The organism is Aeromonas sp. 600724 (assembly GCF_049175135.1).
GTDB lineage: Bacteria > Pseudomonadota > Gammaproteobacteria > Enterobacterales > Aeromonadaceae > Aeromonas > Aeromonas veronii_A.
In genome coordinates this window covers 56,743-79,020 of sequence record NZ_JAAKUM010000020.1, presented here as the reverse complement: position 1 = coordinate 79,020, position 22,278 = coordinate 56,743, and the positions used below count along the sequence as shown (strand labels likewise).

The window sequence follows — 22,278 nt, the reverse complement described above, 5'->3', positions numbered from 1 at the left end:
CACTACTCCTTTCGAACGAAAAAAACGGGGCGGGAAGTTCGCAGCAGGGCGCCCGCAAGCGTCAGTAGCAGCAGATCCCGCACAATGGCCTCCGGCAACGAGCCGAGATCAGCCCTGCCCAGACAGCCGCAAGAGATGTCGAGCCCGATGGCAACGCCATAGCCCAACACCGGAATAAACAGGGTGAGCAGCCCGATCACCAGCCAGAGTCCCCAGCGCCGGTTGGCGATGACCGCAAGCCCTGCGCAGAGCTCCAGCGCGATCAGCCCCCAGGCCACCGGCGGGATCAGCAGCGGCCAGATCAGGCCAAAGGCGCCGATCTGCTCGATGAACAGGGCGGGGGAGGCCAGCTTGAACCAGGCGGAGGCGAGGAAGAATCCCCCCAACGCCAGATTGGCCAGCATGCGCAGATAAACGGCCATGGGATAGATCTTTATCATCCATGACTCCGACTGCCAGCCACAAGCGTTTGCTTCGCCATGTCCGGGCTATCGGCCGGGTAGCGTGCCAGCTCCTGATAGTCGCCGTCCGCTTCGCAGTGAAAGACAGCGGCGGTTTCACCGTGCTGACACCACTGTTGCCACTCGTCTGGCGGGCAGTGCAAGCGAATGGCGAGGCCACAGCCGGCGCTGAGCAGGCGCGGTACATCGCAGACCCGAAACGACTGACCGTGCTGCTCCAGCCGCTTGCGCATCCTGATCGTGCCGAGGGTGGAGTGGAACAGGTAGAGAAACTCCTGATTCATGATTTGCCTCCCGTGCTGGCGCGCGCGCCGAACAGGGCAGCCCCCAGCGCACCGGCAAACTGGGCGTCCGGGTGGGTGGCCACTTCGCAGCCCAACCCTTCGGCCAGATAGTGGCGGAAGGTGGCGCAGTGGCTGACGCCGCCGGTAAAGAGCACGGTCGGTCGGGCGCCGAGGCGGCCGATAAAATTGGCACTGCGCCGGGCCATGGAGCGGACGATACCGGCCAGGATCGACTCGGCGGGAATGCCCGCCGAGCGCAGGCTGATCGCCTCCGATTCGGCAAACACGGTACACATGCTGCTGATGTCGTGGGGCTCGGCCCCTTGCAGCAGTTCGTCAAGCTGCTCGACCCGGGCACCCAGAGTGCGGGTGATCACCTCGAGAAAGCGACCGGTACCGGCGGCACACTTGTCGTTCATCAGAAAGTCGGTGAGGTTGCCGTCGCTATCGAGCTGGATCACCTTGCTATCCTGCCCGCCGATATCGATGACGGTGTGTACCGACGGGCAGAGCAGGCGAGCCCCCAGCCCATGGCAGGAGATCTCGGTAACCCGGCGATCGGCGAACGACGCCAGATCGCGGCCATAGCCGGTCAGGGTCAGGTGGGGGCGCTCTGGCAAATCGGACGAGAGCTCCTCCCAGCCTTGCTCGATGGCGGCCAGCGGACGAAAGGGGGTCGGCACCAGAAAACGGCGGACGATACGCCCGCCATCCCTGTGGTCGAACAGGATCCCCTTGGTCGCGGTGGAGCCCGAGTCAATCCCGATGGAGAGTGACACGACGCCTCCTCACAGCATTTCGATAAAGGCAGCCAGCCGGGTCGCCAGTTGTCCCTTGTCGGCGCTGGAGTAGTCGGTCTCGACTGCCATGTAGGGGATGCCATGGCGTTCGCGCACATGGCGCTTGATGGCGAGCGACTCCACCGCATAGGTGTGGCAGGCCTGCAGGATCACATCGATCACCCCGTCTGCCTGATACTCCTCCACCATCTGGCTCAGCAGATTCATGCGCTGGTGGTTGGGGGAGATGCAGGAGCAGCCGATGGCCAGATACTTGTCGGTCAGCGCATCGAACAAGTCGCCCTCCTCGCTGACGCACTGCTCGGTCGCCTTGGCGCCGGTGCAGTTCTCGTAACCTACCACCCAGCCGCCGTGCTCCTCGATGAGGCGCACCACCTTGTCAGCTGCGCCGCCGATGGGGCAGCCGGTGATGAGGATGCGCGGACGGGCATTGAGCCGCTTGCCCTCGGCATACTCGGCCTTGATGCGGCGGGTCATCTCCTGCAGCTCGCTGATGAGCTGCTCCTTGTCGAAGCGGAAGGTGGCACCATAGACCACCTTGAGCAGGTCGGTACCGCTGAGTGCCGGTGGATTGAGCTGGCCCAGCCGGTAGAAATCGGCCAGCGCGCGGCGCTCGCGGTTTTTCAGCACGATGGCGTCTCGCAATGCCTGCTCGCTGATGGGCTTGCCGAACTGCTGCTCCAGCAACTCCTTGAAGCGGACGATTTCGCTGCGCCACAGGGTGCGGGAGGCTTCGTCATCGGCGCGGTTGGGCAACTGCATCACATGCACCGGTTTGAACTCGGTCATGTACTCGTACATCTTCTTCTTACCGTCGCAGGTGGTTTCCCCCACCACCAGATCGGAGAAGTAGAAGTAGGGGCACTTGTCGGTCTTGCCAAAACCGTAGCTGCTCTTGATTAGCGGGCAGAGGTTGCGAGGCAGCTCTTTCTCGGCCTCCTCGATGGTCTCGTCGCTGGTTGAGCAGAGCGATACCACCACGGCGCCAGCGGCCATCGCCACCTCTTGCGGCATGAAGGTGCAGTAGGTGCCGACCAGGGGGATCTGTCGCTCCTTGAGTGCCATCACAGCCAGAAAGCCCTGACGACGGGCATCTGAAAAACTATCGAAAATGGCTGGCAACTCGGTGATAAGTGACATAGGCGATCCTGCCCTGATGAGAGAAATGAAGAGACGGAGGTGCCATCCGTGACGGCACATCCAATCGCGAGAATTATACCTTTGGGGGTAATTCGAAAATTGCGGTGGATCACAAGGTGTCAGGTAAAGCCTTAATAACAGGCAGGTTATTGCGAAGGGGGCTGGCAGGTTGAAGGGGCTACAGGGGGAATAAAAAACGGGCACCGCGAGGTGCCCGTTTTGGTCATTAGTGGCGCAGCCCGGTGCCGCGGGAGATAAGCCACCAGGCGATACCGTAGAGGGCCACGATAAAGCCGATGATGATGAGGTAGGCGGTGCCGAGCGGCACGTCGGAGATGCCGAGGAAGCCGTAACGGAACGCGTTCACCATGTAGATGATGGGGTTCACCTGGGAGACCCCCTGCCAGAAGGGGGGCAGCAGGCTGATGGAGTAGAACACCCCGCCCAGATAGGTGAGCGGCGTCAGCACGAAGGTGGGGATGATGCTGATGTCGTCGAAGGTCTTGGCAAACACCGCGTTGATAAGGCCACCCAGCGAGAAGAGGATGGCGGTCAGCAGCACGGTCACGCAGACGCTGAACAGATGGTGGATCTGCAGCGGCACGAAGAACAGCGACACCAGGGTGACGATAAGGCCGACGCAGAGGCCGCGCGCCACGCCACCGCCCACGTAACCGGCGATGATGACGTAGTTGGGCACCGGTGCCACCAGCATCTCCTCGATATTGCGCTGGAACTTGGCGCTGAAGAAGGAGGAGGCAACGTTGGAGTAGGAGTTGGTGATCACCGACATCATGATGAGGCCGGGCACGATGAACTCCATGTAGGTGAAGCCACCCATGTCACCGATGCGCGAACCGATCAGGTTGCCGAAGATGACGAAGTAGAGGCTCATGGTGATGGCCGGTGGCACCAAGGTCTGGATCCAGATCCGGGTAAAGCGGCTCACCTCTTTGGCCAGAATGCTCTTGAAGGCGATGTAGTAGATGGCCAGATTCATGCTTTTCTCCCCTCTTCGACCAGATTGACGAACAGCTCTTCCAGCCGGTTGGCCTTGTTGCGCATGCTCACGACCTGCACCTGCTGGTTCGACAGCTGCTCGAACAGGCTGTTGAGTGACTGGCTCTTGTCGAGATCCACCTCAAGGGTGCGCTCATCCGGCATGCGGCCGTTGAACTCTGGCACCTCGGGTACGGCAGAACCTGGCGCAAGGTCGAGCAGGAAGGTCTCGCGACCCAGCTTGCCCAGCAGATTCTTCATGCTGGTGTTCTCGATCAGACGACCCTTGTCGATGATGCCGATGTTGCGGCAGAGCATCTCCGCCTCTTCCAGATAGTGGGTGGTGAGAATAATGGTGACACCCTGCTCGTTGAGATCCTTGAGGAAGGTCCACATGGAGCGGCGGATCTCGATATCGACCCCGGCGGTCGGTTCATCGAGGATCAGCAGCTTGGGCTCGTGCATCAGGGCGCGGGCGATCATCAGGCGACGCTTCATGCCGCCTGAGAGAGTGCGGGCTGGCATGTCGCGCTTCTCCCACAGATCGAGCTGGCGCAGGTACTTCTCGGCGCGGATCTTGGCTTCCGCCTTGGGCACGCCATAGAAACCGGCCTGATGGGTGACAATCTGGATCACCTTCTCGAACTGGCTGAAGTTGAACTCCTGCGGCACCAGTCCGAGCTGGGCCTTGGCCTGTTCGAGATCGCTGTCGATGTCGTAGCCAAACACCTTCACCTTGCCGGCGCTCTTGTTCACCAGCGAGCTGATGACGCCGATGGTGGTGGACTTGCCCGCGCCGTTCGGGCCGAGCAGGGCGAAGAAATCCCCCTGCCTGACGGTAAGATCGATGCCTTTAAGGGCTTCGACGCCCCCCTGATAGGTCTTTTTCAGGCCGCTGATTTCCAATGCGTTCATTGCAACCTCTGTGATGGTTGAATCCGGCTCGATACAGAAAAGGCGGCCAAGGCCGCCTGCACAGAGTAAAGGGCGCAAGACCGCTTCACCCGTGATATTCCTGAACCTGGCTTACTCCTGGGGTACCACTTTGCCGATAAACGGCAGGTTGCGGTACTTCTGGGCGTAGTCGATGCCACAGCCGACCACGAATTCGTCCGGAATGGCGAAGCCAATCCAGTCGACCGGCACCTGCACTTCGCGGCGGGAGGGTTTGTCCAGCAGGGTGCAGATGGCCAGGGATTTCGGCTCGCGCAGGGAGAGGATCTCGCGCACCTTGTTGAGGGTGTAACCGGTGTCGATGATGTCTTCCACGATCACCACATCCTTGCCCTTGATGTCATCGTCCAGGTCTTTGAGGATGCGGACGTCACGGGTGCTGTGCATGCCGGAGCCGTAGCTGGAGGCTGTCATGAAGTCCAGAGTGATGGGCAGCTGGCACTGGCGGCAGAGGTCGGCCAGGAAGATGCAGGAACCGCGCAGCAGCGCAATCATCACGACTTCGTCAGAACCCTGATAGCGGGCGGTGATCTCTTCACCCAATTTGGCGATCCGGGCGGCGATTTCAGCCTCGGAGATCATCACCTCGACGGTGTGTTTCATCACTTACTCCCATAAGGCCAAAGGGGATTTGGCCGTTCATGAATATCAAAACCGATGATTCTACCACTCATGTCGAAGGGTGCTAGAGATACGTGGTGCTTTTATCAGCTTATTTTAATTGATAGAGTTAGCAGGCACTCAGGCATGATTAGTTAAAATACTATAAACACCATAATCAATAACTATTAGATGATAAAAACTATGGAACCACGCGCAGAAATAAGACGTCGTACCCGGCTGTCGCCGGAAGCTCGTCGCTCCCAATTGATGGAATGTGCCATCGAGGTGTTCTCCCGTCGCGGTATTGGCCGTGCAGGTCACGCCGAGATAGCCGAACAGGCCAAGGTCTCTGTGGCTACTGTCTTCAACTATTTCAACACCCGCGAGGAGTTGGTAGATGAGGTGCTGGCCGAGATCGAACGCTTTGTGAACCAGATGCTGTCGCAGGCATACGGTGACCAGGGCTCCATTTTCGACAAGATTCAGCGTCATGTACGCCTCTCTGTCGATGCGGCCTACGATCAACCGGATTATGCCGGTATCTGGCTGGAGTGGAGTTCCTCGGTTCGGGAAGAGGTATGGCCCCGCTATACCCGCCTGCTCGATCAGTGCCTTGAGCTGATCGCCAGCGAGCTGCAAACCGCCATGGATGCAGGGGAGATCACTAGCGTGCTGTCGGCACAGGATCTGGCCCGCTCTTTGACCGGTTTTGGCTATGTGATGATGCAGATGATCAATCAACCTCAGCGCCCGGCGCGCCAAGAGGTGACTGATTTCCTGTTCAAGTACGTGACGGCACCTATTCAGGCTTGCTGATACGGCTTAACGAAAAAAGGCGCCCCTCATCGAGGGGCGCTTTTTTTATCCGGTTTGTCTGGTCAGCTCAGCCGTGGCCATAGCCCCAGCGGCTGGTCAGCTCATGCTCGACACCCAGATGATCGAGGATGCGGGCGACCATAAAATCTACCAGATCCGCGATGCTTTTCGGCTCATGATAGAAACCCGGCGCGGCAGGCATGATGGTCACTCCGAGCCGCGCCAGTTTCAGCATGTTCTCCAGATGGATCGCCGAGAAGGGGCTCTCGCGGGGCACCAGAATGAGCTGGCCGCGCTCCTTGATCACTACATCCGCCGCCCGCTCCAGCAGGTTGTCCGAGGTGCCGTTGGCAATGGCCGAGACGGTGCCCATGGAGCAGGGGCAGACCACCATCTGTTTGGGGGCTGCCGAACCGGAGGCGACTGGCGAGAACCACTCCTCCTTGCCGCAGGCGACAATCTGCCCCTCCTTGGCGCCATATTGGCGACAGAGATAAGCAGAGAGCTCTTTCGGTGAGCCCGGCCACTCCTGCTGCTGCTCGGTCTTGAGTACCACACGAGCCGCCGAGGAGGCGAGCAGGTAGACCCGATAGTCCGCCTGCACCAGACACTGGAGCAGGCGCAGGGCGTAGGGGGCGCCGGAGGCACCGGTCAGCGCCAGGGTGATCGTTTTGTTCATAGTTCGCCGTGGTAATCCTTGAGGCGGGCGATCAGCTTGTCATGAATGCCACCGAAGCCGCCGTTGCTCATGATCAGAATATGGTCGCCATCGCGGCTCTCGGCCACCAGCCGGTTGATCAGGGTCTCCAGATCGTTGAACACCTTGGCCGGTCGGGTCATATGGGCAGTCACTTCGCCGAGATCCCAGCCGATGTTGGGAGGCTGGAAGAAGAACACTTCATCGGCGCCATCAAAGCAGCCGGCCAGCTCCTCCTTGTGTACCCCCAGTTTCATGGTGTTGGAGCGCGGCTCCAGCACTGCCAGGATACGGGCTTTGCCTACCTTGGCGCGCAGACCGCCAAGGGTGGTCTCGATGGCGGTGGGGTGGTGGGCAAAGTCGTCATAGACACTGATGCCAGCTACCTCGCCCTTGAGCTCCATCCGTCGCTTGGGGGATTTGAACTGGCAGAGCGCCGCGATGCCGTGCTCCACCATCACGCCAGCATGACGTGCGGCCGCGATGGCCATCAGACCATTGTTGACGTTGTGCTCGCCGATACACTCCCAGTGCACCTCGCCCTGTTTTTCGCCATCCAGCCACACTTCGAAGGCGGAGCCGTCATCGGCCAGCTTGACCGCCTTCCACTTGGCGTCGTCCTGACCTACCAGCTCCACTTCGCTCCAGCAGCCCATCTTGCGCACGGCGGTGAGGTTGTCATCGGCTTGCGGGAACAGCACCCGGCCGTTGCTCGGCACGGTGCGCATCAGGTGGTGGAACTGGCGCTGGATCGCGGCGAGATCCGGGAAGATGTCCGCGTGGTCGAACTCCAGGTTGTTCATCACCAGGGTGCGCGGGTGGTAGTGAACGAACTTGGAGCGCTTGTCGAAGAAGGCGCAGTCATACTCGTCCGCTTCGATGACAAAGAAGGGGGCGGAGCCGAGACGGGCCGAGACCGGGAAGTTGCCCGGCACGCCGCCAATCAGGAAACCGGGCTCCAGCTTGGCGTACTCCAGCACCCAGGCCAGCATGCTGGCTGTGGTGGTCTTGCCATGGGTGCCGGCGACGGCCAGTACCCAGCGATCCTGCAGCACGTGCTCCAGCAGCCACTGGGGGCCGGAGATGTAGGGCAGATTGCGATCCAGCACATATTCAACACAGGGGTTGCCGCGGCTCATGGCGTTGCCGATCACCACCAGATCCGGCGCCGGATCGAGTTGGGAGGGGTCATAGCCTTCGGTCAGTTCGATGCCCTGTTGCTCGAGCTGGGTACTCATGGGGGGATAGACGTTGGCATCCGAACCGGTCACCCGGTAACCAAGCTGTTTTGCCAACACCGCCAGACCACCCATAAAGGTGCCGCAGATCCCGAGAATGTGAATATGCATACCGCTTCCTTTCGCAGTAAAGGGAAGTGCGCATTCTAGGGGGTGTTGCGGTGGTGGCACAAGCCGCACTCATGGTGAGAAGCCCACAGATGCAGCACCGGAGGCAGAAATCTTGGCGCTGTTGGGATATGCGAGATTGGAATAGGCTGACGGGCTTTGTTTGAGGCTTGATATTGTGTCGCACTTTCTTACAATTCTTCGGTTTTGTGACGCACGCTACAGTTTTACGATATCGCCCTTTTCCAAAGGAGAGTCCCCATGGGCAAGTTCCTGCTTTGCTATCTGGTCGGTGGTCTGGTGGCCATCAGTTGGGCTGCGCTGCCCGCTCATGGTCCCTGGGAACAGTGGGACCTCGCGATTTTTCATACCGTTAACGGCTGGCTCGGGCAGTCGGCTCTGTGGGCCGATCTGGTGGCCATCACCAATAACCGGCTGTTCGATCTGGCGGTGCTGGCCTGTATGGGGCTGATCCTGGCCCGCTGCTTCTTCGCCCGGGATTTGGTGGGTCGTCGCCAACTGGTGGCGATGGGCATAGTGATGCTGCTGAGTGCGTTAGTGATCAACCAGCTTGGTCACCGATTGCCGGTGGAGCGTCCCAGCCCGACTCTGATGGTGGCCGATGCGCTGCGGGTGACCCAGATCAGCGGTATTCCGACCAAGGACTCTTCCGGTGATAGCTTCCCGGGGGATCACGCCCTGTTCCTGATGATCTTTGCCGGTTTTGCCCTGCGCTATCTGCCGCGCTGGGCGGGAGTCACCGCATTGCTGATGGTGCCGATCTTTTCCGCGCCGCGCATTCTGGTTGGCGCTCACTGGTTTACCGATGTCTATGTCGGCGCGTTGGGGCTGGCGACCCTCTGTCTGCCCTGGGTGCTGCTGACCCCGCTGGCGGATCGGCTGATAGAGCGCCTCGCCCCCCGATTGGCCCGTGTGCCGCTGCTGCGCAGTCAGACCCACTGATTGAACGTCGCAAAATAAAACGCCCCGACATGAAAATGTCGGGGCGTTTTATTATCCACCCACGAGATATCAGCCTTGATAGCCGTTCGGGTTGTTGCTTTGCCAGCGCCAGGTATCGACCATCATCTGCTCCAGACCGCGCTCAGCCTGCCAGCCCAGCTCGGCACGGGCCAGTGTCGGCTCTGCCCAGCACTCGGCGATGTCGCCCGGGCGACGGGGTTTGATCTGGTAGGGAATGGGTCGGCCGCTGGCCGCTTCAAACGCCCTGATCATCTCCAGCACCGAATAGCCCTGACCTGTGCCCAGGTTGTAGGTGAAGACGCCGGTGTCGCTCTTGATGCGCGCCAGTGCTTTCAGGTGGCCGATGGCGAGATCCACCACATGGATGTAGTCACGTACGCCGGTGCCATCCGGGGTCGGGTAGTCGTTGCCAAATACCCCCAGCTCCTTGAGCTTGCCCACGCCGACCTGGCTGATATAGGGCAACAGGTTGTTGGGGATGCCGTTGGGATCTTCACCAATCAGGCCGCTCTCGTGGGCGCCGACCGGGTTGAAGTAACGCAGCAGTACGATAGCCCAGCGGGGATCGGATTTGGCGAGATCGCGCAGGATCTCCTCCACCATCAGCTTGGAGCGACCATAGGGGTTGGTGGCGCTGGTGGGGAAATCTTCCCGCAGCGGTACCGAGGCGGGATCGCCATAGACAGTGGCCGAGGAGCTGAATACCAGCCGGAAAACCCCGGCCTTGGCCATCTCTTCGCACAGCACCAGAGTGCCGCTGATGTTGTTCTGGTAGTAGGTGAGCGGGATCTGGCTCGACTCCCCGACCGCCTTGAGGCCGGCGAAGTGGATGACCGATTCGATCTGGTGGTTGGCGAACAGCTGCTGCAGGCAGGCTCTGTCCAGCACATCCCCTTCGACGAAGGTGACCGGTTTGCCGGTGATCTGCTCGACCCGCTTGAGTGACGCCGGTGAGGAGTTGGATAGGTTGTCGAGTACCACGACCTGCTGCCCCGCGCCCAGCAGCTCAACCAGGGTGTGGGAGCCGATATAGCCGGCGCCCCCAGTGACCAGTATTGTCATTTTTTATCCCGTGTTCTGGTGAAACTGGGGCAGAGTCTAGCGCCCCTGTCTACTTGGGAAAAGGTTGGGATACCGATGACGCTTTCACCGCACCTCACAAAAGGCTTCACCACGCCTCAATAATCGAGTCCGATATCCCCTTTTGCGGTGCAGGAGCAGGCCAGAGCAACGCCGCTCTCCAGATCCTGCGCACTCAAGGTCATCACGCTCTGGCGCTCGATGTCACCTGTGGTGGTGCAACGACAGCTGCCACATACCCCGGCGCGACAAGCAGCCATCATGGTTTCGCCCGCAGCTTCCAATGCCGCCAGCAGGGTCTGACCCGGCAGGATTTTCACTTTCTTGCCGCTCTTTTTCAGGGTTAGCCAGAAGTGGTCGCTGGTGGTCTTGATGGGCTCTGCTGGAGGAAGACCGAAGGACTCCTGATGCTGCTGCTCCTGCGGCAGTCCCAGTTCGGCCAGCATGGTTTTGACCGCCGCCATATAGGGGGCCGGGCCACAGAGATAGACATGGCGTTCGCGCAGATCCGGGGCCAGTTCGGCCAGCATGGCGGGGGTGAGTCGGCCAATCCAGGGGTGATCTGCAGGGGCCTCTTCCATAATCAGGGCATGGCGTACACCGGCATGGGCCTCAGCCAGTGCAGCCAAGTCATCTGCGAAGATCACATCTGCTGGCGAGCGGGCGCTATGGATAAAGCGGATATCGGCATCCGGTCGTTTGGCGAGCTCGTCTCGCAACATGGCCCACATGGGGGTAATGCCGGAACCAGCGCTCAAGAGCAGTGGCCGTTCGCAAGGCAAGGCGGTCAGGTTGAAATCGCCGAACGGGCCATCCACCCGGATTTTGTCTCCCACTTGCAAGGTCTGATGCAGATGGTGGGAGACCCGTCCCACATCCTTGATAGTCACTTGCCAGAATACATCCTGTGGGCTGGAGGAGAGGGTATAGGCGCGGCACTCCGGCTGGCCGTCGATCTCGGTATGCAGGGTGATGCACTGGCCAGCAAGTACGGGAGGGAGGCTGCCGGAAAGGGGCGCCAGCTGCCAGCTCACGACGTCGTGGGTGTTCTGTTGGCGGCCAATGCAGGTGAGCGTGAGAGAGGTCATCACAAGGCTCCTTGGGTTTGATAAGGTTTGAAACGGTTTGAAAAACGTCTGGTGAAAAAGCCGGATCCAGAAAAAAGGCGAGCCGGGCGGCTCGCCAAACGCTTACAACATGAGGTACCGATCAGGCCGCCAGGATCTCGGCCAGGTCAGCCTCGGCCGTGGTGGTCCCTTTCAGGCCAAATTGCTCCTCCAGTACCTTGAGCAGCGCCGGGGTGAGGAAGGCGGGGGCGGTTGGCCCGGTGCGGATGTTCTTCACCCCGAGGGAGAGCAGGGTGAGCAGAATGACGATGGCTTTTTGCTCGAACCAGGAGAGCACCAGCGTCAGCGGCAGATCGTTGACCCCGCACTCGAACGCCTCGGAGAGTGCCAGCGCCAACTGAATGGCGGAGTAGGCATCGTTGCACTGACCCACGTCCAGCAGACGCGGAATGCCGCCGATGTCGCCAAAGTCGAGCTTGTTGAACTTGTATTTGCCGCAGCCCAGCGTGAGCAGCAGGCTGTCGCGCGGCGCCGCCTTGGCAAACTCGGTGAAGTAGGCGCGCTCGGCCTTGTCGCCGTCACAGCCACCCACCAGGAAGAAGTGGCTGATCTCCCCGGCTTTGACCTTCTCAATCACTGCGGGCGCAGCCTGCATCAGGGCGTTGCGGGCAAAGCCGATGGTGATGAAGTGCTCGAGCTCGGTGTGCTTGAAGCCTTCCAGCGCTTGTGCCTTGGCGATCACGGCGGAGAAATCATCCCCCTCCAGATGGGTGACGCCCGGCCAGCCGACGATGGAGCGGGTAAAGATGCGATCCGAGTAGTTGCCCACATTCGGGTCGATGATGCAGTTGGAGGTCATCACCACGGCGCCCGGGAAGTTGGCAAACTCCTTCTGCTGGTTTTGCCAGGCGGAGCCGTAGTTGCCCACCAGATGGGGGTACTGCTTGAAGAAGGGGTAGGCCAGCGCGGGCAGCATCTCGCCGTGGGTGTAGACATGAATGCCGGTCCCCTTGGTCTGTTCCAGAATGAGTTTGAGATCCATCATGTCGTGGCCGGAGACCAGAATGCACTTGCCGGGGATCGGCGTGACCCTGACCCGGGTCGGCTCCGGATGGCCGAAGGCGCTGGTTTCACCGAGATCCAGCATCTCCATGATTTTGAAGTTGAGTTGACCGATCTCCATGGCGCAGTTGAACAGCCGACCCATTTCGCTCGGATCTGTGCTGAGCCAGCTCATGATGCGGTGGAATTCGGCGGCCACCTCGTCACTCTGCTGATCCAGCACCCGGGCGTGCTCCATATAGGCGGCTGCACCCTTGAGGCCGTAAAGGCAGAGCAGACGCAGCCCCATGATGTCCTCGTTTACCTCGTTCTTGCCCCGATTCGGGGCGGCTGGTGCGGCATGGGCAAGTTGTTCCAGCAGTTCGGCACCGGGTTCGAAGTAAGCGGAGTGTGGCAAGTCGTTCACCTGCACCGCCATGGTGCTCAGACGATCGGCCAGCTGCTGGCGATAGGCGAGGGCCTGATTGACGTAGGCCACGATGCGATTCGAGTCGAAGTTGACGTTGGTGAGGGTAGCGAAGAAGGCCTTGGGCACGAAGGCATCGATTTCGCGATCCATGATGCCCTGCTCACGGGCGGCCAGCGCCCAGGCGCTGAGCCCCTGCAGGGTATAGATCAGCACATCCTGCAGATCCGAGGTTTCAGCCGTCTTGCCGCACATACCTTGTGCGTAGGCACAGCCGTTGCCAGCCGGGGTACGAATAGTCTGTTCACATTGCACACAAAACATCATGCCTCTCCTAATTGGACATTTCAGTTGTCTGTTTTGTGGCGATTCTATTCCTCTCGCGAAAAACTTAATAGGCATTCAATTTGCCAATTAAGATTCCCTTGATGCAGATCAAAAACAAAAAAAGCCGCCCAAACAGGGCGGCAAGCGGGTGGATAAAAGGAGAGACAACTCAGGTTTGCAACAGAACATAACAATCAGATGGATTGGGCCGTGGTCTGGTCAGGAGCTTTCGGCCCGGTGCTTACTCAAGCCAGCATACGTACGCTGTAGTCGACTTGGTTCACTATCAGGCCAGATAAGCGCGCAGCATCCAGACCAGTTTTTCCTGCTGCTGCACATAGTCGGAGAGGATGGAGGCAGTGCCCTCATCACCAGCTTCGGCTGCTTGACCCAGAATACGGCGCTGGGCGACCAGCAGTTCGCGGAAGCTCTCCAGCAGGGATTCGACACAGGCGCGGCCATCGTGCAGCCCTTTTTGCTCCGGGATGGCAGAGACTTTCAGATAGTCGCTGAAGCTGTGCATCGGCACTCCATCCAAGGTCAGGATCCGCTCGGCCAGTGCATCGACTTTCAACAGCAGGTCGTTGTAAATCTCTTCAAATTTCAGGTGCAGTTCGAAGAACTGGTTGCCACGGATATTCCAGTGGAAGCCGCGCACGTTCATGTAGAGGATCTGGTAGCTGGCCAGCAATTTGTTCAACTCGGCTGCCAGGGCTTGTGATTGAGCAGTATCAAGACCAATCGGGCTTTTCATCATTCACCTCCAGATTTGGAAATCGGTTTGAAATTCTCTTTCGGAACGCAGTCAGAATAACGCCTTGCAAAATGCAGGGACAATTGCTTGTGCCTAACTGTTTGATAGCTAACGGCTATCAAACAGTACGCAGCAACGGTGACAATGGATGAGGATTAGGGGAAGTATTTTTCGAGCAGCGCCATCAGGATGGCCTGGCACTCGCGGTCCGGTTTGCTATCGACCCTGCTGGCTCGAAAGTGGAGCTGAAAGGCGCCCATGACGGCGCGGCTCTGCTCATCCCACTGGCCGCTCCGGGGCAGGCTATAGCCATAGCGGGCCAGCTGCTGCTGCCACATGGCCGCATCCCAATCGGGCAAGGGGCTGGCCAGTAACTCGGCCACCCGACCTTCATCTGGCCAGGCGCCGACTCCGTACGTCAGATAGAGCTGGCGCCAGGGGAAGTGGGGGCCGGGATCCTGCTTGCGCTCGGGGGCGACATCGCTGTGGCCCAGCACCTGGGTCGGTGGAATCTGGTAGCGGGCGACCAGCTCCCGGCTGAGTGCGCCGACGGCAGCTATCTGCTGCGGGGTATAGGGTTGCCAGCGGCGGGCATCGGGGGCCAGCGGCTCATCTTCCGCTGGATAGCCGAGGTTGACGATCTCGATGCCAAGGGAGCTGGCATTGAGCCCGGCATATTGGTGCCAGCGGCTGCGTCCTGCATGCCAGGCGCGCGCACTGTCCGGCACCAGCTGATAGACCGGCAGCGGGGTCTCGTGGCTGTCGCGGGGGATCAGGTAGTGGGCGCTCACCTTGTGCTCCGGCTCGGTCAGCAGGCGCAGGGAGTTGGCATCATCTTCATCGGTGTAGTGGAGGATCAGAAAGGCGATCCGCTCGTTCTGGTTGGCGCTCTGATAGCGGGTAGATAGCTGGTACTCGGACGGGGTGCAGGCACCCAGTAGCAGAACCAGTGGCAGAAAGAAGAGGGGAAGAAGAAAGCGCCAGCGCCATCCCCCTGCCGCAGCCAGTCTGCTGAGCGTGGGGGGAGTGAGTCGCTGGCACATGTCGAAGGCCCTGTCTGTTCAGTCGCGCGGCTGGTTAGCCGCGGTATTTGGCCGTGAGACCGATCAGGAAGTTACGCAAGATCTGATCCCCGCAATCCTGATAGTGCTTGTGATCCTTGGAGCGGAACAGGGCGCTGAGCTCGGACTTGGAAAGATTGAAGTCGGCGAGCTTGAGGGTGCCGAGCATATCCTCTTCCTTGAAGTTGAGACCGATGCGCAGCTTGCGCAGGATCATGTTGTTGTTGATCCGGTTCGGGATCACCTGGGGCGGTGCATCTTCGCGCACGCCGCGGCGGGCGATGATGAAACCGTCGAGGAACTGGCTCAGGGCCGAGTCGGGACAGGCGACATAGCCTGCCTCTTGCTCTTCACCTTCCGCTGCCTCTTTCATCAACCAGCTGTGCAGCTGGGCGTGAGTGACCGTCAGGTTGCCCTTGGCAAACATCTCGACCATCTGGTCGTTGCTGATGGTGAGGGCGTAGCGCAGACGGCGCAGAATATCGTTGTTGGTCATGCTGACTCCTGTGTAAACGGCGCAACTTTACCATCTGGCAGCCCTCGCGTCAGAAAAAGCGGGGGCCGATACAGTTCGGGTCAAGCTCATCAAGCCTTGCCGAGATAGCGGGGCGCCTCCTGGCGCACCAGTTCCAGCGCATCTTGCAGCTCCAGCAGCTCGGGTTCCAGTTCGCTCACCGGCACGCCGTCACGCAGCTGTTGCTCCAGCTGGGAGAGCAGCCGTTGCAGTCCCGGCACCCCGGAATAGGCACAGCCACCGTTGAGGCGATGGAGCTGGGCCAGTACCTCGCTATCTTCAATTTCGCCCGCCAGTGCGCTATCCAGCACAGGTTCCACCTCGTCGAAACTGGCCAGCAGCATGGTCAGCATCTCTTTGGCGAGATGCTCTTTCCCCGCCGCCTGTCGCACCGCCAGTGCCCAGTCGATCTGTTGGGCACCATTATTCTGGTGGCGGCGATGGGCAAAGTCGGTGATGAGCTGGGCCAGCATGCTCTCGTCGATGGGCTTGGCCAGATAGTCGTCCATCCCCTGCCGGATCAGCCGCTCCCGTTCTCCGGGGATGGCGTGGGCAGTCACCGCCACGATCGGGGTGGTGGTGTTGAGGGACTGGTTGCGGATCGCCTGGGTGGCGCTGATGCCATCCATGATCGGCATCTGGATATCCATGAAAATGATGTCGAACGGCTGGCTCTGTGCCTGTTTGACCGCCTCCTTGCCGTTTTTGCACACCACCACCTGACTCACCATCTCCTTGAGCATGGCGGCGATCAGCTTGAGGTTGGCGGCGTTGTCATCCACCGCCAGCACCTTGATGGGCTGCAACTGGCGCGGCGCAGGTTGCGCAGGCAGCTTCTGGCGGCTCGATTCCGGCGAGAGCAGGGCGTGCAGCAGCTTGCGGTGGTTGACCGGTTTGGAGAGACAGTGCTGGGCGCCATGGGCCAGCATAGCTTCATAGAGCGCCGGCTCGTGGCTGCTGAGCAGCACTATGGTGTTCTGCTGCTGGCCGTGCAGTCTGTCGAGACGGCCGAGCACCTGCTGCGGCGTATGCAGGGTGCTGCTGCCGATGATCACCATCTCCTGCTCGCTCATCTCGGGCCAGGGATCATCGCTGGTCAGTGGGTGCACATCGAGGTGCCACTCCGCCAGCAGGGCGAGCAGAGAGGCTTGCGCGAAGGGATCCGGTTCCAGCAGCCAGAGCCGTTTGCCACGGATCCGATCCAGTGGCAGTTGATCGGTCTGGGGCAGGGGGGAGACCTCTACATCCAGACTGAAGGAGAAGATGGAGCCCTTGCCGAGCTCCGATTCAAAGCGGATCTGGCCGCCCATCTGCTGCACCAGCTTCTGGGTGATGACGAGGCCCAGGCCCGTGCCGCCATAACGGCGGGAGATGGAGGAGTCGGCCTGATTGAAGGCCTGGAACAGCTGATGTTGCTGCTCTTGGGAGATACCGATGCCGGTATCGCGGATCTGGACGTTGAGCCTCACCTTGTGGTTGCCACTGCCGGTCTGCTCGATATGGACATCCACGTTGCCCTGTTCGGTGAATTTGATGGCGTTGCCGGTGAGGTTGGTCAGCACCTGTTGCAGACGCATGGGGTCGCCGGTGAGGTAGTCCGGCACATCGGCATCCACCCGCAGGGAGAGCTCCAGTTGTTTGTCGTGGGCGCTGGGGCCGAGCAGGTGCATGGTCTCGTTGAGGGTATCGCGCAGGCTGAACGGGATATGTTCCAGCTGCAGCTTGCCCGCTTCCAGCTTCGAGAAGTCGAGGATGTCGTTGATGATGCCAAGCAGGTTGCGCGCCGATTTCTCGATGGTCTGCATGTAGTCGGTCTGGCTCGGGGTCAGGCTGGTTTTCAGCAACTGGCGGGTAAAACCGATGACCCCGTTGAGTGGGGTACGCAATTCGTGGGACATGTTGGCCAGAAACTCCGACTTGACCCGCGCCGCCTCCTGCGCCCGCTTCTTGGCCATGTCGAGCTCGACGTTCTGGATCTCGATCTGCTCCAGGGTTTCGCGCAGGTCAGAGGTGGCCTGATCGATATTCTGCTGCATCTCTTCGTGATATTCGGAGAGCGCCTTGGCCATGGCGTTGATGCCGTTTTTCAGCATATCCAGCTCGCCGGTGAGCTGGCCGCTGACTCGGGTATCGAGCCGTCCCTCCCTGATCTTGTGCACCGCCTGCACCATGTTGGTGATGGGCTGGGTTACGCTCTTGACCAAGCGGAAACCAAACAGGGTACTGAAGGCGACCCCGATGAGCACCATGATTACCGCAAAGAAGGTGTCGCGGTACTGCAGCAGCATGGCCCGATCGGTCGCCATCTGCATCGAGATGTAGCCGATCATCGGCGGCTCTACATCGCTGGGCAGCGGGAAGCCATCCAGACTGGTTTCGGCCTGGATCGGGGTGCGTAAAATGATGTCGTCCCCCTGAAACGTCACGCTGGTCAGATCCGGAATTGGCTCGCCATCGGGCAGCCTGAGCCGGGTGAAATCCCGGTGGTAGTTCGAGGTGACGAACAGCTGGTTGTCCTGGGTGAAAACCGCGATGGACTTGATGAAGGGGGAGTTCTTGCGATGGGTCAGGCCAATGAGCCGCTTGAGGGATTCGCGACTGTGCTGGGTCATCCCGTATTCACTGGCGATCGCCAGCGGTTCGATAATGTTGATCCCCTGATCAATAAGGTTGTTTTCCAGCTGCTGGTAGCGGTGGAAGGTGAAGTAACCGGCCATCAGGCCACCAATGATCAGGGTCGGCAGGATGGTGAAGGCGAGAACGCGTGCTCTCAGGCCATATTTGGTCATACGAACAGGCCACCAGTGAACAGGGTTGGCGATAGGGTTGATGGCAATACACGGGCTCTGTGGCCGTATTTGGTCATACTATTATTCTTGTGGGACAATACCCGGCAGCAGATTCCACAATCATGACATAGCCACCTATAGGCACCAAGTTTTATGGCCCAGTTTTTCAAGCCCCAAAAGAAGTCCACCCAGCTCCAACGCATTGAATTTACGATAGACACCCTCGATCACCACTGCGTCGGTATCGGTCGCCATCAGGGCAAGGCGATCTTCGTCGAAGGGGCGCTGCCCGGCGAGACCGTCAAGGCACGCATCACCGAAGAGAAAAAACAGTATGGTCACGCCGCCTTGCAACAGGTGGTGACCCCGGCGGCCAATCGTATCGCTCCCTTTTGCGGCCACTATCGCGAGTGCGGCGGTTGCAGTGCCCAGCACATGTCGGTTGCCGATCAGCAAGCCGCCAAGGCGGCCGGACTGGTCAGCCTGTTCGAGCGGTTGGGCAACATCAAGGCACCGGCGCTGGAGCCGGTACTGACCGGTGAAGATCGCGCCTACCGCCGGGTCTGTCGTCTGGCCATCAAATTTGACAAGAATGGTCGCTGCACCCGGGTCGGTTTCCGTCGCCGCAACAGCAACGATCTGGTGGAGATTGACGGTTGCCCTGTGCTGGCCGAACCGATCTCTGCGCTGATTGCCCCGCTGCGTGAGTGCCTCAATCGCCTCAAGAGCCAGCGCGAGCTGGGCCATGCGGAGCTTATCCAGGCCGAGCAGGGGATCATGATGCTGCTGCGCCACACCGGCCGCCCCAATGAGGCGGATCGCGCCCTGCTGGTGGAGTTTGCCAAAGCGCAGGGGATAGACCTCTATCTGCAGGCGGCCGATGATCGCATCGAAGCGCTGCAGCAACAATTTTCCCCGTCCTACTCGCTGGATGGCCTGTCTCTTGCATTTGCTCCCGGCGATTTCATTCAGGTCAACGGCCCCATCAACCAGAGCATGGTTGAGCAGGCGCTGACATGGCTCGGGGCGAGCAAGGATGACAAGGTGCTCGATCTCTTCTGCGGTATCGGCAACTTCACCCTGCCGCTGGCCCGTCAGGCTCGCGAAGTGGTGGGTGTCGAAGGTGAACTGGCCATGGTGCAGCGGGCCGAAGAGAACGCCCGTCGCAACGGCATCAGCAATGCCCGTTTCTACAAGGCCGACCTGAGCGATGACATTGTCGGCATGTCCTGGGCGCGGGAAGGGTTTGATCTGGTGCTGCTGGATCCGGCTCGTCCCGGCGCGCTGGAAGTGATGGGACACGTCGTGAAACTTTCACCCAAGCGGGTGGTCTACGTCTCCTGTAACCCGGTCACCCTGGCGCGGGACAGTCAGGTGCTGGTGAAAGGGGGTTATCGTCTGGTGCGCCTCGGCATGCTCGACATGTTCCCTCACACCGGTCATCTGGAGTCCATGGCGCTGTTTGAACGGGAGTAAATGACTCATCAGTTCGGCGATACCGGATAGGTCATCCGGCATGTTTGTTACTCTTTGAGCAGGTGTGTATATGAAGTAATCCTGCTCATCGGTACGGCGATGCGGATATGTAATCTGGCATGTCTGCGGCTGTTTGAGCGGGTGTGTATATGAAGTAATCCTGCTCATCAGTACGGCGATGCAGATATGTAATCTGGCGTGTCTGCGGCTGTTTGAGCTGGTGTGATTGGGGTAATCTAGACCCTCGTCGTTCGGCAGGGCCTGTTGGCGCGCTCTATTGTCTTTCTGGACAATATGCCTTGAAAAGTGCGCTGGATATCCCCATTTGAGGCAATCTCATGAGGGGAGAAAGTGACAGCTTTCGGCCCGATAATTTAAAGGATTGATACCATGGTTGCGGTTCGCGATATTCATTTGAAAGACAACTTCACCCTGGAAGAGTGGGTCAGCTCGCTCTCTTTGAGTGACAGTGAAAAGGATCAGCTGCGAACCGTCTACCAGTATTGTCTGACGCTCGGTGACGAGGCGCTGACCAGCAAGCTGCTGGTGCGCGGCATCGAAATGGTGGGCATCCTGCAGATGCTCAGCATGGATATCGGCACTCTCAAAGCGGCCATCATCTACCCCTTCGTCGAAGCCGGTCTCATCAGCCAGGAGCGGATGGACGAGGACTTCGGCTCCAAGATCGCCAAGCTGGTGGAAGGGGTGCTGGAGATGGAGGCCATCCGCTCCCTGCAAACCCTCCATCGCAGCGAAACCTCACCGGAGCAGGTCGACAATGTGCGTCGCATGTTGCTTGCCATGGTCGAGGATGTGCGCGCCGTGGTGATCAAGCTGGCGGAGCGGATCGCCTGCCTGCGGGAAGCGAAGACGGCAGATGAAGAGACCCGGGTGCTGATGGCCCAGGAGATCACCAATATCTATGCGCCGCTCGCCAACCGTCTCGGCATTGGCCAGCTCAAGTGGGAGCTGGAAGATCTTGCCTTCCGTTACCTGCACCCTGATACCTACAAGCAGATCGCCAAGCAGCTCGACGAGAAGCGGCTCGACCGCGAGCGCTATATCCGCGAGTTTGTGCAATCCCTGCGTAATGGGTTGAAAGAGGCGGGAGTTGACGCCGAGGTGTACGGCCGCCCGAAACACATCTACAGCATCTGGCGCAAGATGCAGAAGAAGCACCTCGAATTCAACGAGTTATTCGACGTGCGCGCGGTGCGGGTAGTGACCAAGCGGTTGCAGGATTGCTATGCGGCGCTCGGTATCGTCCACACCCAGTTCCACCACATTCCTCGCGAGTTTGACGACTATGTCGCCAACCCCAAACCCAACGGCTATCAGTCGATTCACACCGTAGTTGTGGGGCCGGAGGGCAAGACCGTCGAGATCCAGATACGTACCGACCAGATGCATCAGGATGCCGAACTCGGTGTTGCGGCGCACTGGCGCTACAAGGAAGGGGCACAGGCAGGTGGCAAGGCCAACACCTTCGAAGACAAGATCGAGTGGCTGCGCAAGCTGCTCGCTTGGCAGGAAGATCTCTCCGAGAGCGGCTCCCTGCTGGAAGATCTGCGCAGTCAGGTGTTCGAGGACAGAGTCTACGTCTTCACCCCGAAAGGGGATGTGATCGACCTGCCCGCTGGCGCTACCCCGCTTGATTTTGCCTATCACGTCCACAGCATGATCGGTCACCGCTGCATCGGCGCCAAGATTGATGGCCGCATCGTGCCGTTTACCTACGCGCTGCAGACCGGCGATCAGGTGGAGGTGATCACCCAGAAAGAGCCGAACCCGAGCCGCGACTGGATGAACCCCAACGCCGGCTTCCTGCGCTCCAGCCGGGCGCGGGCCAAGGTGGCGACCTGGTTCAGAAAACTGGATCGGGACAAGAATATCGTGGCCGGTCGCGAGCTGTTCGAGAAGGAGCTGGATCGCCACAATCTCAGCATGTCCAAGATCGACAAGGGCAACATGCTGCGCCGCTTCAATCTGGAGAGCACCGACGATCTGCTGGCCGGTATCGGCAGCGGCGATATCCGCATCAACCAGGTGCTCAACTATCTCGACACCTGTTACAACAAGCCGACAGCGGAAGAGGAAGATCGCCGCTTGCTGGAGAAGCTGGAGCAGAAGGCCAATGCGCCGATGCGCCACAAGCCCAAAGACCATATCGTGGTGGAAGGGGTTGGCAATCTGATGACCCATATTGCCCGCTGCTGTCAGCCGATTCCTGGGGACTCCATTCAGGGCTTTATTACCATGGGGCGCGGCGTTTCGATCCACCGGGAAGATTGCGAGCAGTTGAAAGAGTTGTCACGGCGCAACCCTGAGCGGCTAATCGATGCGGTGTGGGGGGAGAACTACTCCGGCGGTTACGGCCTCACCATCCGGATCATCTCCAACGATCGCTCCGGCCTGCTGCGCGATATCACTACCGTGCTGGCCAACGAGAAGATCAATGTGATGGGGGTGCGCTCGCGCTCCAACGTGCGCGAGCAGACCGCGGAGATCGACATGGAGCTGGAGATTTACAACATCAATGCCTTCAACCGGGCGCTGGCCAAGCTCAGTCAGCTTAACGACGTGATCAGCGCCAAGCGGCTTTGATAGCGAACCGACCGGCCCCAGTGGCCGGTCTGCATTTACGACCCTTTTTGAACG

Annotated in this window: 20 protein-coding genes; 4 read left to right on the top strand and 16 right to left on the bottom strand. The window is 59.8% G+C overall.

Translation table 11 applies throughout. From position 1 onward, the window contains the following. Positions 1–2: 2 nt before the first annotated feature. The 7 genes from G5168_RS18040 to hpt all read right to left on the bottom strand — a co-directional run bounded on the left by G5168_RS18040 (position 3) and on the right by hpt (position 5,241). The gene (locus tag G5168_RS18040; RefSeq protein ID WP_149152220.1) at positions 3–440 is read right to left on the bottom strand and encodes a MauE/DoxX family redox-associated membrane protein; all 438 of its coding nucleotides are present in this window, start codon (positions 438–440) and stop codon (positions 3–5) included. Further along, positions 437–745, bottom strand: coding sequence for a DUF3343 domain-containing protein (locus G5168_RS18035; protein ID WP_149152221.1), 309 nt, complete (start codon positions 743–745; stop codon positions 437–439). The genes G5168_RS18040 and G5168_RS18035 overlap by 4 nt, the downstream gene beginning before the upstream one ends. Beyond that, positions 742–1,524 carry an acyl-CoA dehydratase activase gene (locus tag G5168_RS18030; protein WP_421231306.1) on the bottom strand — a complete coding sequence of 261 codons (783 nt, stop codon included), beginning with the start codon at positions 1,522–1,524 and terminating at the stop codon, positions 742–744. The genes G5168_RS18035 and G5168_RS18030 overlap by 4 nt, the downstream gene beginning before the upstream one ends. Positions 1,525–1,533: 9 nt before the next feature. Next, the gene (locus tag G5168_RS18025) at positions 1,534–2,685 is read right to left on the bottom strand and encodes a double-cubane-cluster-containing anaerobic reductase (RefSeq protein ID WP_421231307.1); all 1,152 of its coding nucleotides are present in this window, start codon (positions 2,683–2,685) and stop codon (positions 1,534–1,536) included. Between the two features lie 226 nt (positions 2,686–2,911). Further along, the gene (locus tag G5168_RS18020) at positions 2,912–3,685 is read right to left on the bottom strand and encodes an ABC transporter permease (RefSeq protein WP_005362866.1); all 774 of its coding nucleotides are present in this window, start codon (positions 3,683–3,685) and stop codon (positions 2,912–2,914) included. Further along, positions 3,682–4,599, bottom strand: a complete 918-nt coding sequence (locus tag G5168_RS18015) for an ABC transporter ATP-binding protein (RefSeq protein ID WP_005354634.1) — start codon at positions 4,597–4,599, stop codon at positions 3,682–3,684. Before G5168_RS18015 ends, G5168_RS18020 begins: the two co-directional genes overlap by 4 nt. A 111-nt stretch (positions 4,600–4,710) precedes the next feature. Further along, positions 4,711–5,241, bottom strand: a complete 531-nt coding sequence (gene hpt / locus G5168_RS18010) for a hypoxanthine phosphoribosyltransferase (RefSeq protein ID WP_368166394.1) — start codon at positions 5,239–5,241, stop codon at positions 4,711–4,713. 201 nt (positions 5,242–5,442) lie between these two features. On the opposite strand from hpt, the gene G5168_RS18005 reads away from it, so the two are divergent. Further along, a complete protein-coding gene (locus G5168_RS18005) occupies positions 5,443–6,057 on the top strand; it encodes a TetR/AcrR family transcriptional regulator (protein WP_245148390.1) in 615 nt (204 codons plus the stop codon). Between the two features lie 67 nt (positions 6,058–6,124). On the opposite strand, the gene G5168_RS18000 is transcribed toward G5168_RS18005, so the two are convergent. Next, entirely contained in the window at positions 6,125–6,736 is a 612-nt protein-coding gene (locus G5168_RS18000) for a flavin prenyltransferase UbiX (RefSeq protein ID WP_421231308.1), read from the bottom strand. Next, positions 6,733–8,103, bottom strand: coding sequence for a UDP-N-acetylmuramate:L-alanyl-gamma-D-glutamyl-meso-diaminopimelate ligase (mpl, locus tag G5168_RS17995; RefSeq protein WP_005335612.1), 1,371 nt, complete (start codon positions 8,101–8,103; stop codon positions 6,733–6,735). Before mpl ends, G5168_RS18000 begins: the two co-directional genes overlap by 4 nt. Before the next feature lie 258 nt (positions 8,104–8,361). Here mpl and G5168_RS17990 point away from each other — a divergent pair, with 258 nt between their 5' ends. Next, a complete protein-coding gene (locus G5168_RS17990) occupies positions 8,362–9,063 on the top strand; it encodes a phosphatase PAP2 family protein (RefSeq protein ID WP_042052374.1) in 702 nt (233 codons plus the stop codon). A 69-nt stretch (positions 9,064–9,132) separates the two neighbouring features. Here the strand turns inward: G5168_RS17990 and galE are convergent, their stop codons facing one another. From galE to barA, 7 genes are all read right to left on the bottom strand, one after another. After that, entirely contained in the window at positions 9,133–10,146 is a 1,014-nt protein-coding gene (gene galE, locus G5168_RS17985; RefSeq protein WP_042052373.1) for a UDP-glucose 4-epimerase GalE, read from the bottom strand. A gap of 116 nt (positions 10,147–10,262) precedes the next feature. Further along, a complete protein-coding gene (locus G5168_RS17980) occupies positions 10,263–11,252 on the bottom strand; it encodes an FAD-binding oxidoreductase (protein WP_421231310.1) in 990 nt (329 codons plus the stop codon). A gap of 121 nt (positions 11,253–11,373) precedes the next feature. Then, positions 11,374–13,023: a hydroxylamine reductase gene (gene hcp / locus G5168_RS17975; protein WP_421252544.1), complete on the bottom strand. Its 1,650-nt coding sequence runs from the start codon at positions 13,021–13,023 to the stop codon at positions 11,374–11,376. 289 nt (positions 13,024–13,312) lie between these two features. Next, a complete protein-coding gene (locus tag G5168_RS17970; RefSeq protein WP_021229540.1) occupies positions 13,313–13,780 on the bottom strand; it encodes a Dps family protein in 468 nt (155 codons plus the stop codon). A 155-nt stretch (positions 13,781–13,935) separates the two neighbouring features. Further along, the gene (locus G5168_RS17965; protein WP_421252543.1) at positions 13,936–14,823 is read right to left on the bottom strand and encodes an N-acetylmuramoyl-L-alanine amidase; all 888 of its coding nucleotides are present in this window, start codon (positions 14,821–14,823) and stop codon (positions 13,936–13,938) included. 34 nt (positions 14,824–14,857) lie between these two features. Beyond that, positions 14,858–15,337: a DUF1456 family protein gene (locus G5168_RS17960; RefSeq protein WP_005343323.1), complete on the bottom strand. Its 480-nt coding sequence runs from the start codon at positions 15,335–15,337 to the stop codon at positions 14,858–14,860. An 89-nt stretch (positions 15,338–15,426) separates the two neighbouring features. After that, positions 15,427–18,144 carry a two-component sensor histidine kinase BarA gene (barA, locus tag G5168_RS17955; RefSeq protein ID WP_421231311.1) on the bottom strand — a complete coding sequence of 906 codons (2,718 nt, stop codon included), beginning with the start codon at positions 18,142–18,144 and terminating at the stop codon, positions 15,427–15,429. A 153-nt stretch (positions 18,145–18,297) separates the two neighbouring features. Between barA and rlmD the strand changes: the two genes are divergently transcribed. Together rlmD and relA are read left to right on the top strand one after the other, a co-directional pair. Continuing rightward, positions 18,298–19,620: a 23S rRNA (uracil(1939)-C(5))-methyltransferase RlmD gene (gene rlmD / locus G5168_RS17950; protein ID WP_421252542.1), complete on the top strand. Its 1,323-nt coding sequence runs from the start codon at positions 18,298–18,300 to the stop codon at positions 19,618–19,620. A gap of 390 nt (positions 19,621–20,010) precedes the next feature. Beyond that, positions 20,011–22,224, top strand: coding sequence for a GTP diphosphokinase (gene relA, locus G5168_RS17945; RefSeq protein ID WP_005335588.1), 2,214 nt, complete (start codon positions 20,011–20,013; stop codon positions 22,222–22,224). Positions 22,225–22,278: the final 54 nt, after the last annotated feature.

Excerpts from the sequence above, each read along its gene's own strand:
- G5168_RS17990 (WP_042052374.1), top strand. The coding sequence starts at position 8,362 with ATGGGCAAGTTCCTGCTTTGCTATCTGGTCGGTGGTCTGGTGGCCATC.
- barA (WP_421231311.1), bottom strand. The coding sequence starts at position 18,144 with ATGACCAAATATGGCCTGAGAGCACGCGTTCTCGCCTTCACCATCCTG.
- mpl (WP_005335612.1), bottom strand. The coding sequence starts at position 8,103 with ATGCATATTCACATTCTCGGGATCTGCGGCACCTTTATGGGTGGTCTG.
- G5168_RS18025 (WP_421231307.1), bottom strand. The coding sequence starts at position 2,685 with ATGTCACTTATCACCGAGTTGCCAGCCATTTTCGATAGTTTTTCAGAT.
- G5168_RS18005 (WP_245148390.1), top strand. The coding sequence starts at position 5,443 with ATGGAACCACGCGCAGAAATAAGACGTCGTACCCGGCTGTCGCCGGAA.
- relA (WP_005335588.1), top strand. The coding sequence starts at position 20,011 with ATGGTTGCGGTTCGCGATATTCATTTGAAAGACAACTTCACCCTGGAA.
- G5168_RS17970 (WP_021229540.1), bottom strand. The coding sequence starts at position 13,780 with ATGAAAAGCCCGATTGGTCTTGATACTGCTCAATCACAAGCCCTGGCA.
- rlmD (WP_421252542.1), top strand. The coding sequence starts at position 18,298 with ATGGCCCAGTTTTTCAAGCCCCAAAAGAAGTCCACCCAGCTCCAACGC.
- galE (WP_042052373.1), bottom strand. The coding sequence starts at position 10,146 with ATGACAATACTGGTCACTGGGGGCGCCGGCTATATCGGCTCCCACACC.
- hcp (WP_421252544.1), bottom strand. The coding sequence starts at position 13,023 with ATGTTTTGTGTGCAATGTGAACAGACTATTCGTACCCCGGCTGGCAAC.
- G5168_RS18040 (WP_149152220.1), bottom strand. The coding sequence starts at position 440 with ATGATAAAGATCTATCCCATGGCCGTTTATCTGCGCATGCTGGCCAAT.
- G5168_RS17980 (WP_421231310.1), bottom strand. The coding sequence starts at position 11,252 with ATGACCTCTCTCACGCTCACCTGCATTGGCCGCCAACAGAACACCCAC.
- hpt (WP_368166394.1), bottom strand. The coding sequence starts at position 5,241 with ATGAAACACACCGTCGAGGTGATGATCTCCGAGGCTGAAATCGCCGCC.
- G5168_RS18000 (WP_421231308.1), bottom strand. The coding sequence starts at position 6,736 with ATGAACAAAACGATCACCCTGGCGCTGACCGGTGCCTCCGGCGCCCCC.
- G5168_RS17965 (WP_421252543.1), bottom strand. The coding sequence starts at position 14,823 with ATGTGCCAGCGACTCACTCCCCCCACGCTCAGCAGACTGGCTGCGGCA.
- G5168_RS18020 (WP_005362866.1), bottom strand. The coding sequence starts at position 3,685 with ATGAATCTGGCCATCTACTACATCGCCTTCAAGAGCATTCTGGCCAAA.
- G5168_RS18035 (WP_149152221.1), bottom strand. The coding sequence starts at position 745 with ATGAATCAGGAGTTTCTCTACCTGTTCCACTCCACCCTCGGCACGATC.
- G5168_RS18015 (WP_005354634.1), bottom strand. The coding sequence starts at position 4,599 with ATGAACGCATTGGAAATCAGCGGCCTGAAAAAGACCTATCAGGGGGGC.
- G5168_RS17960 (WP_005343323.1), bottom strand. The coding sequence starts at position 15,337 with ATGACCAACAACGATATTCTGCGCCGTCTGCGCTACGCCCTCACCATC.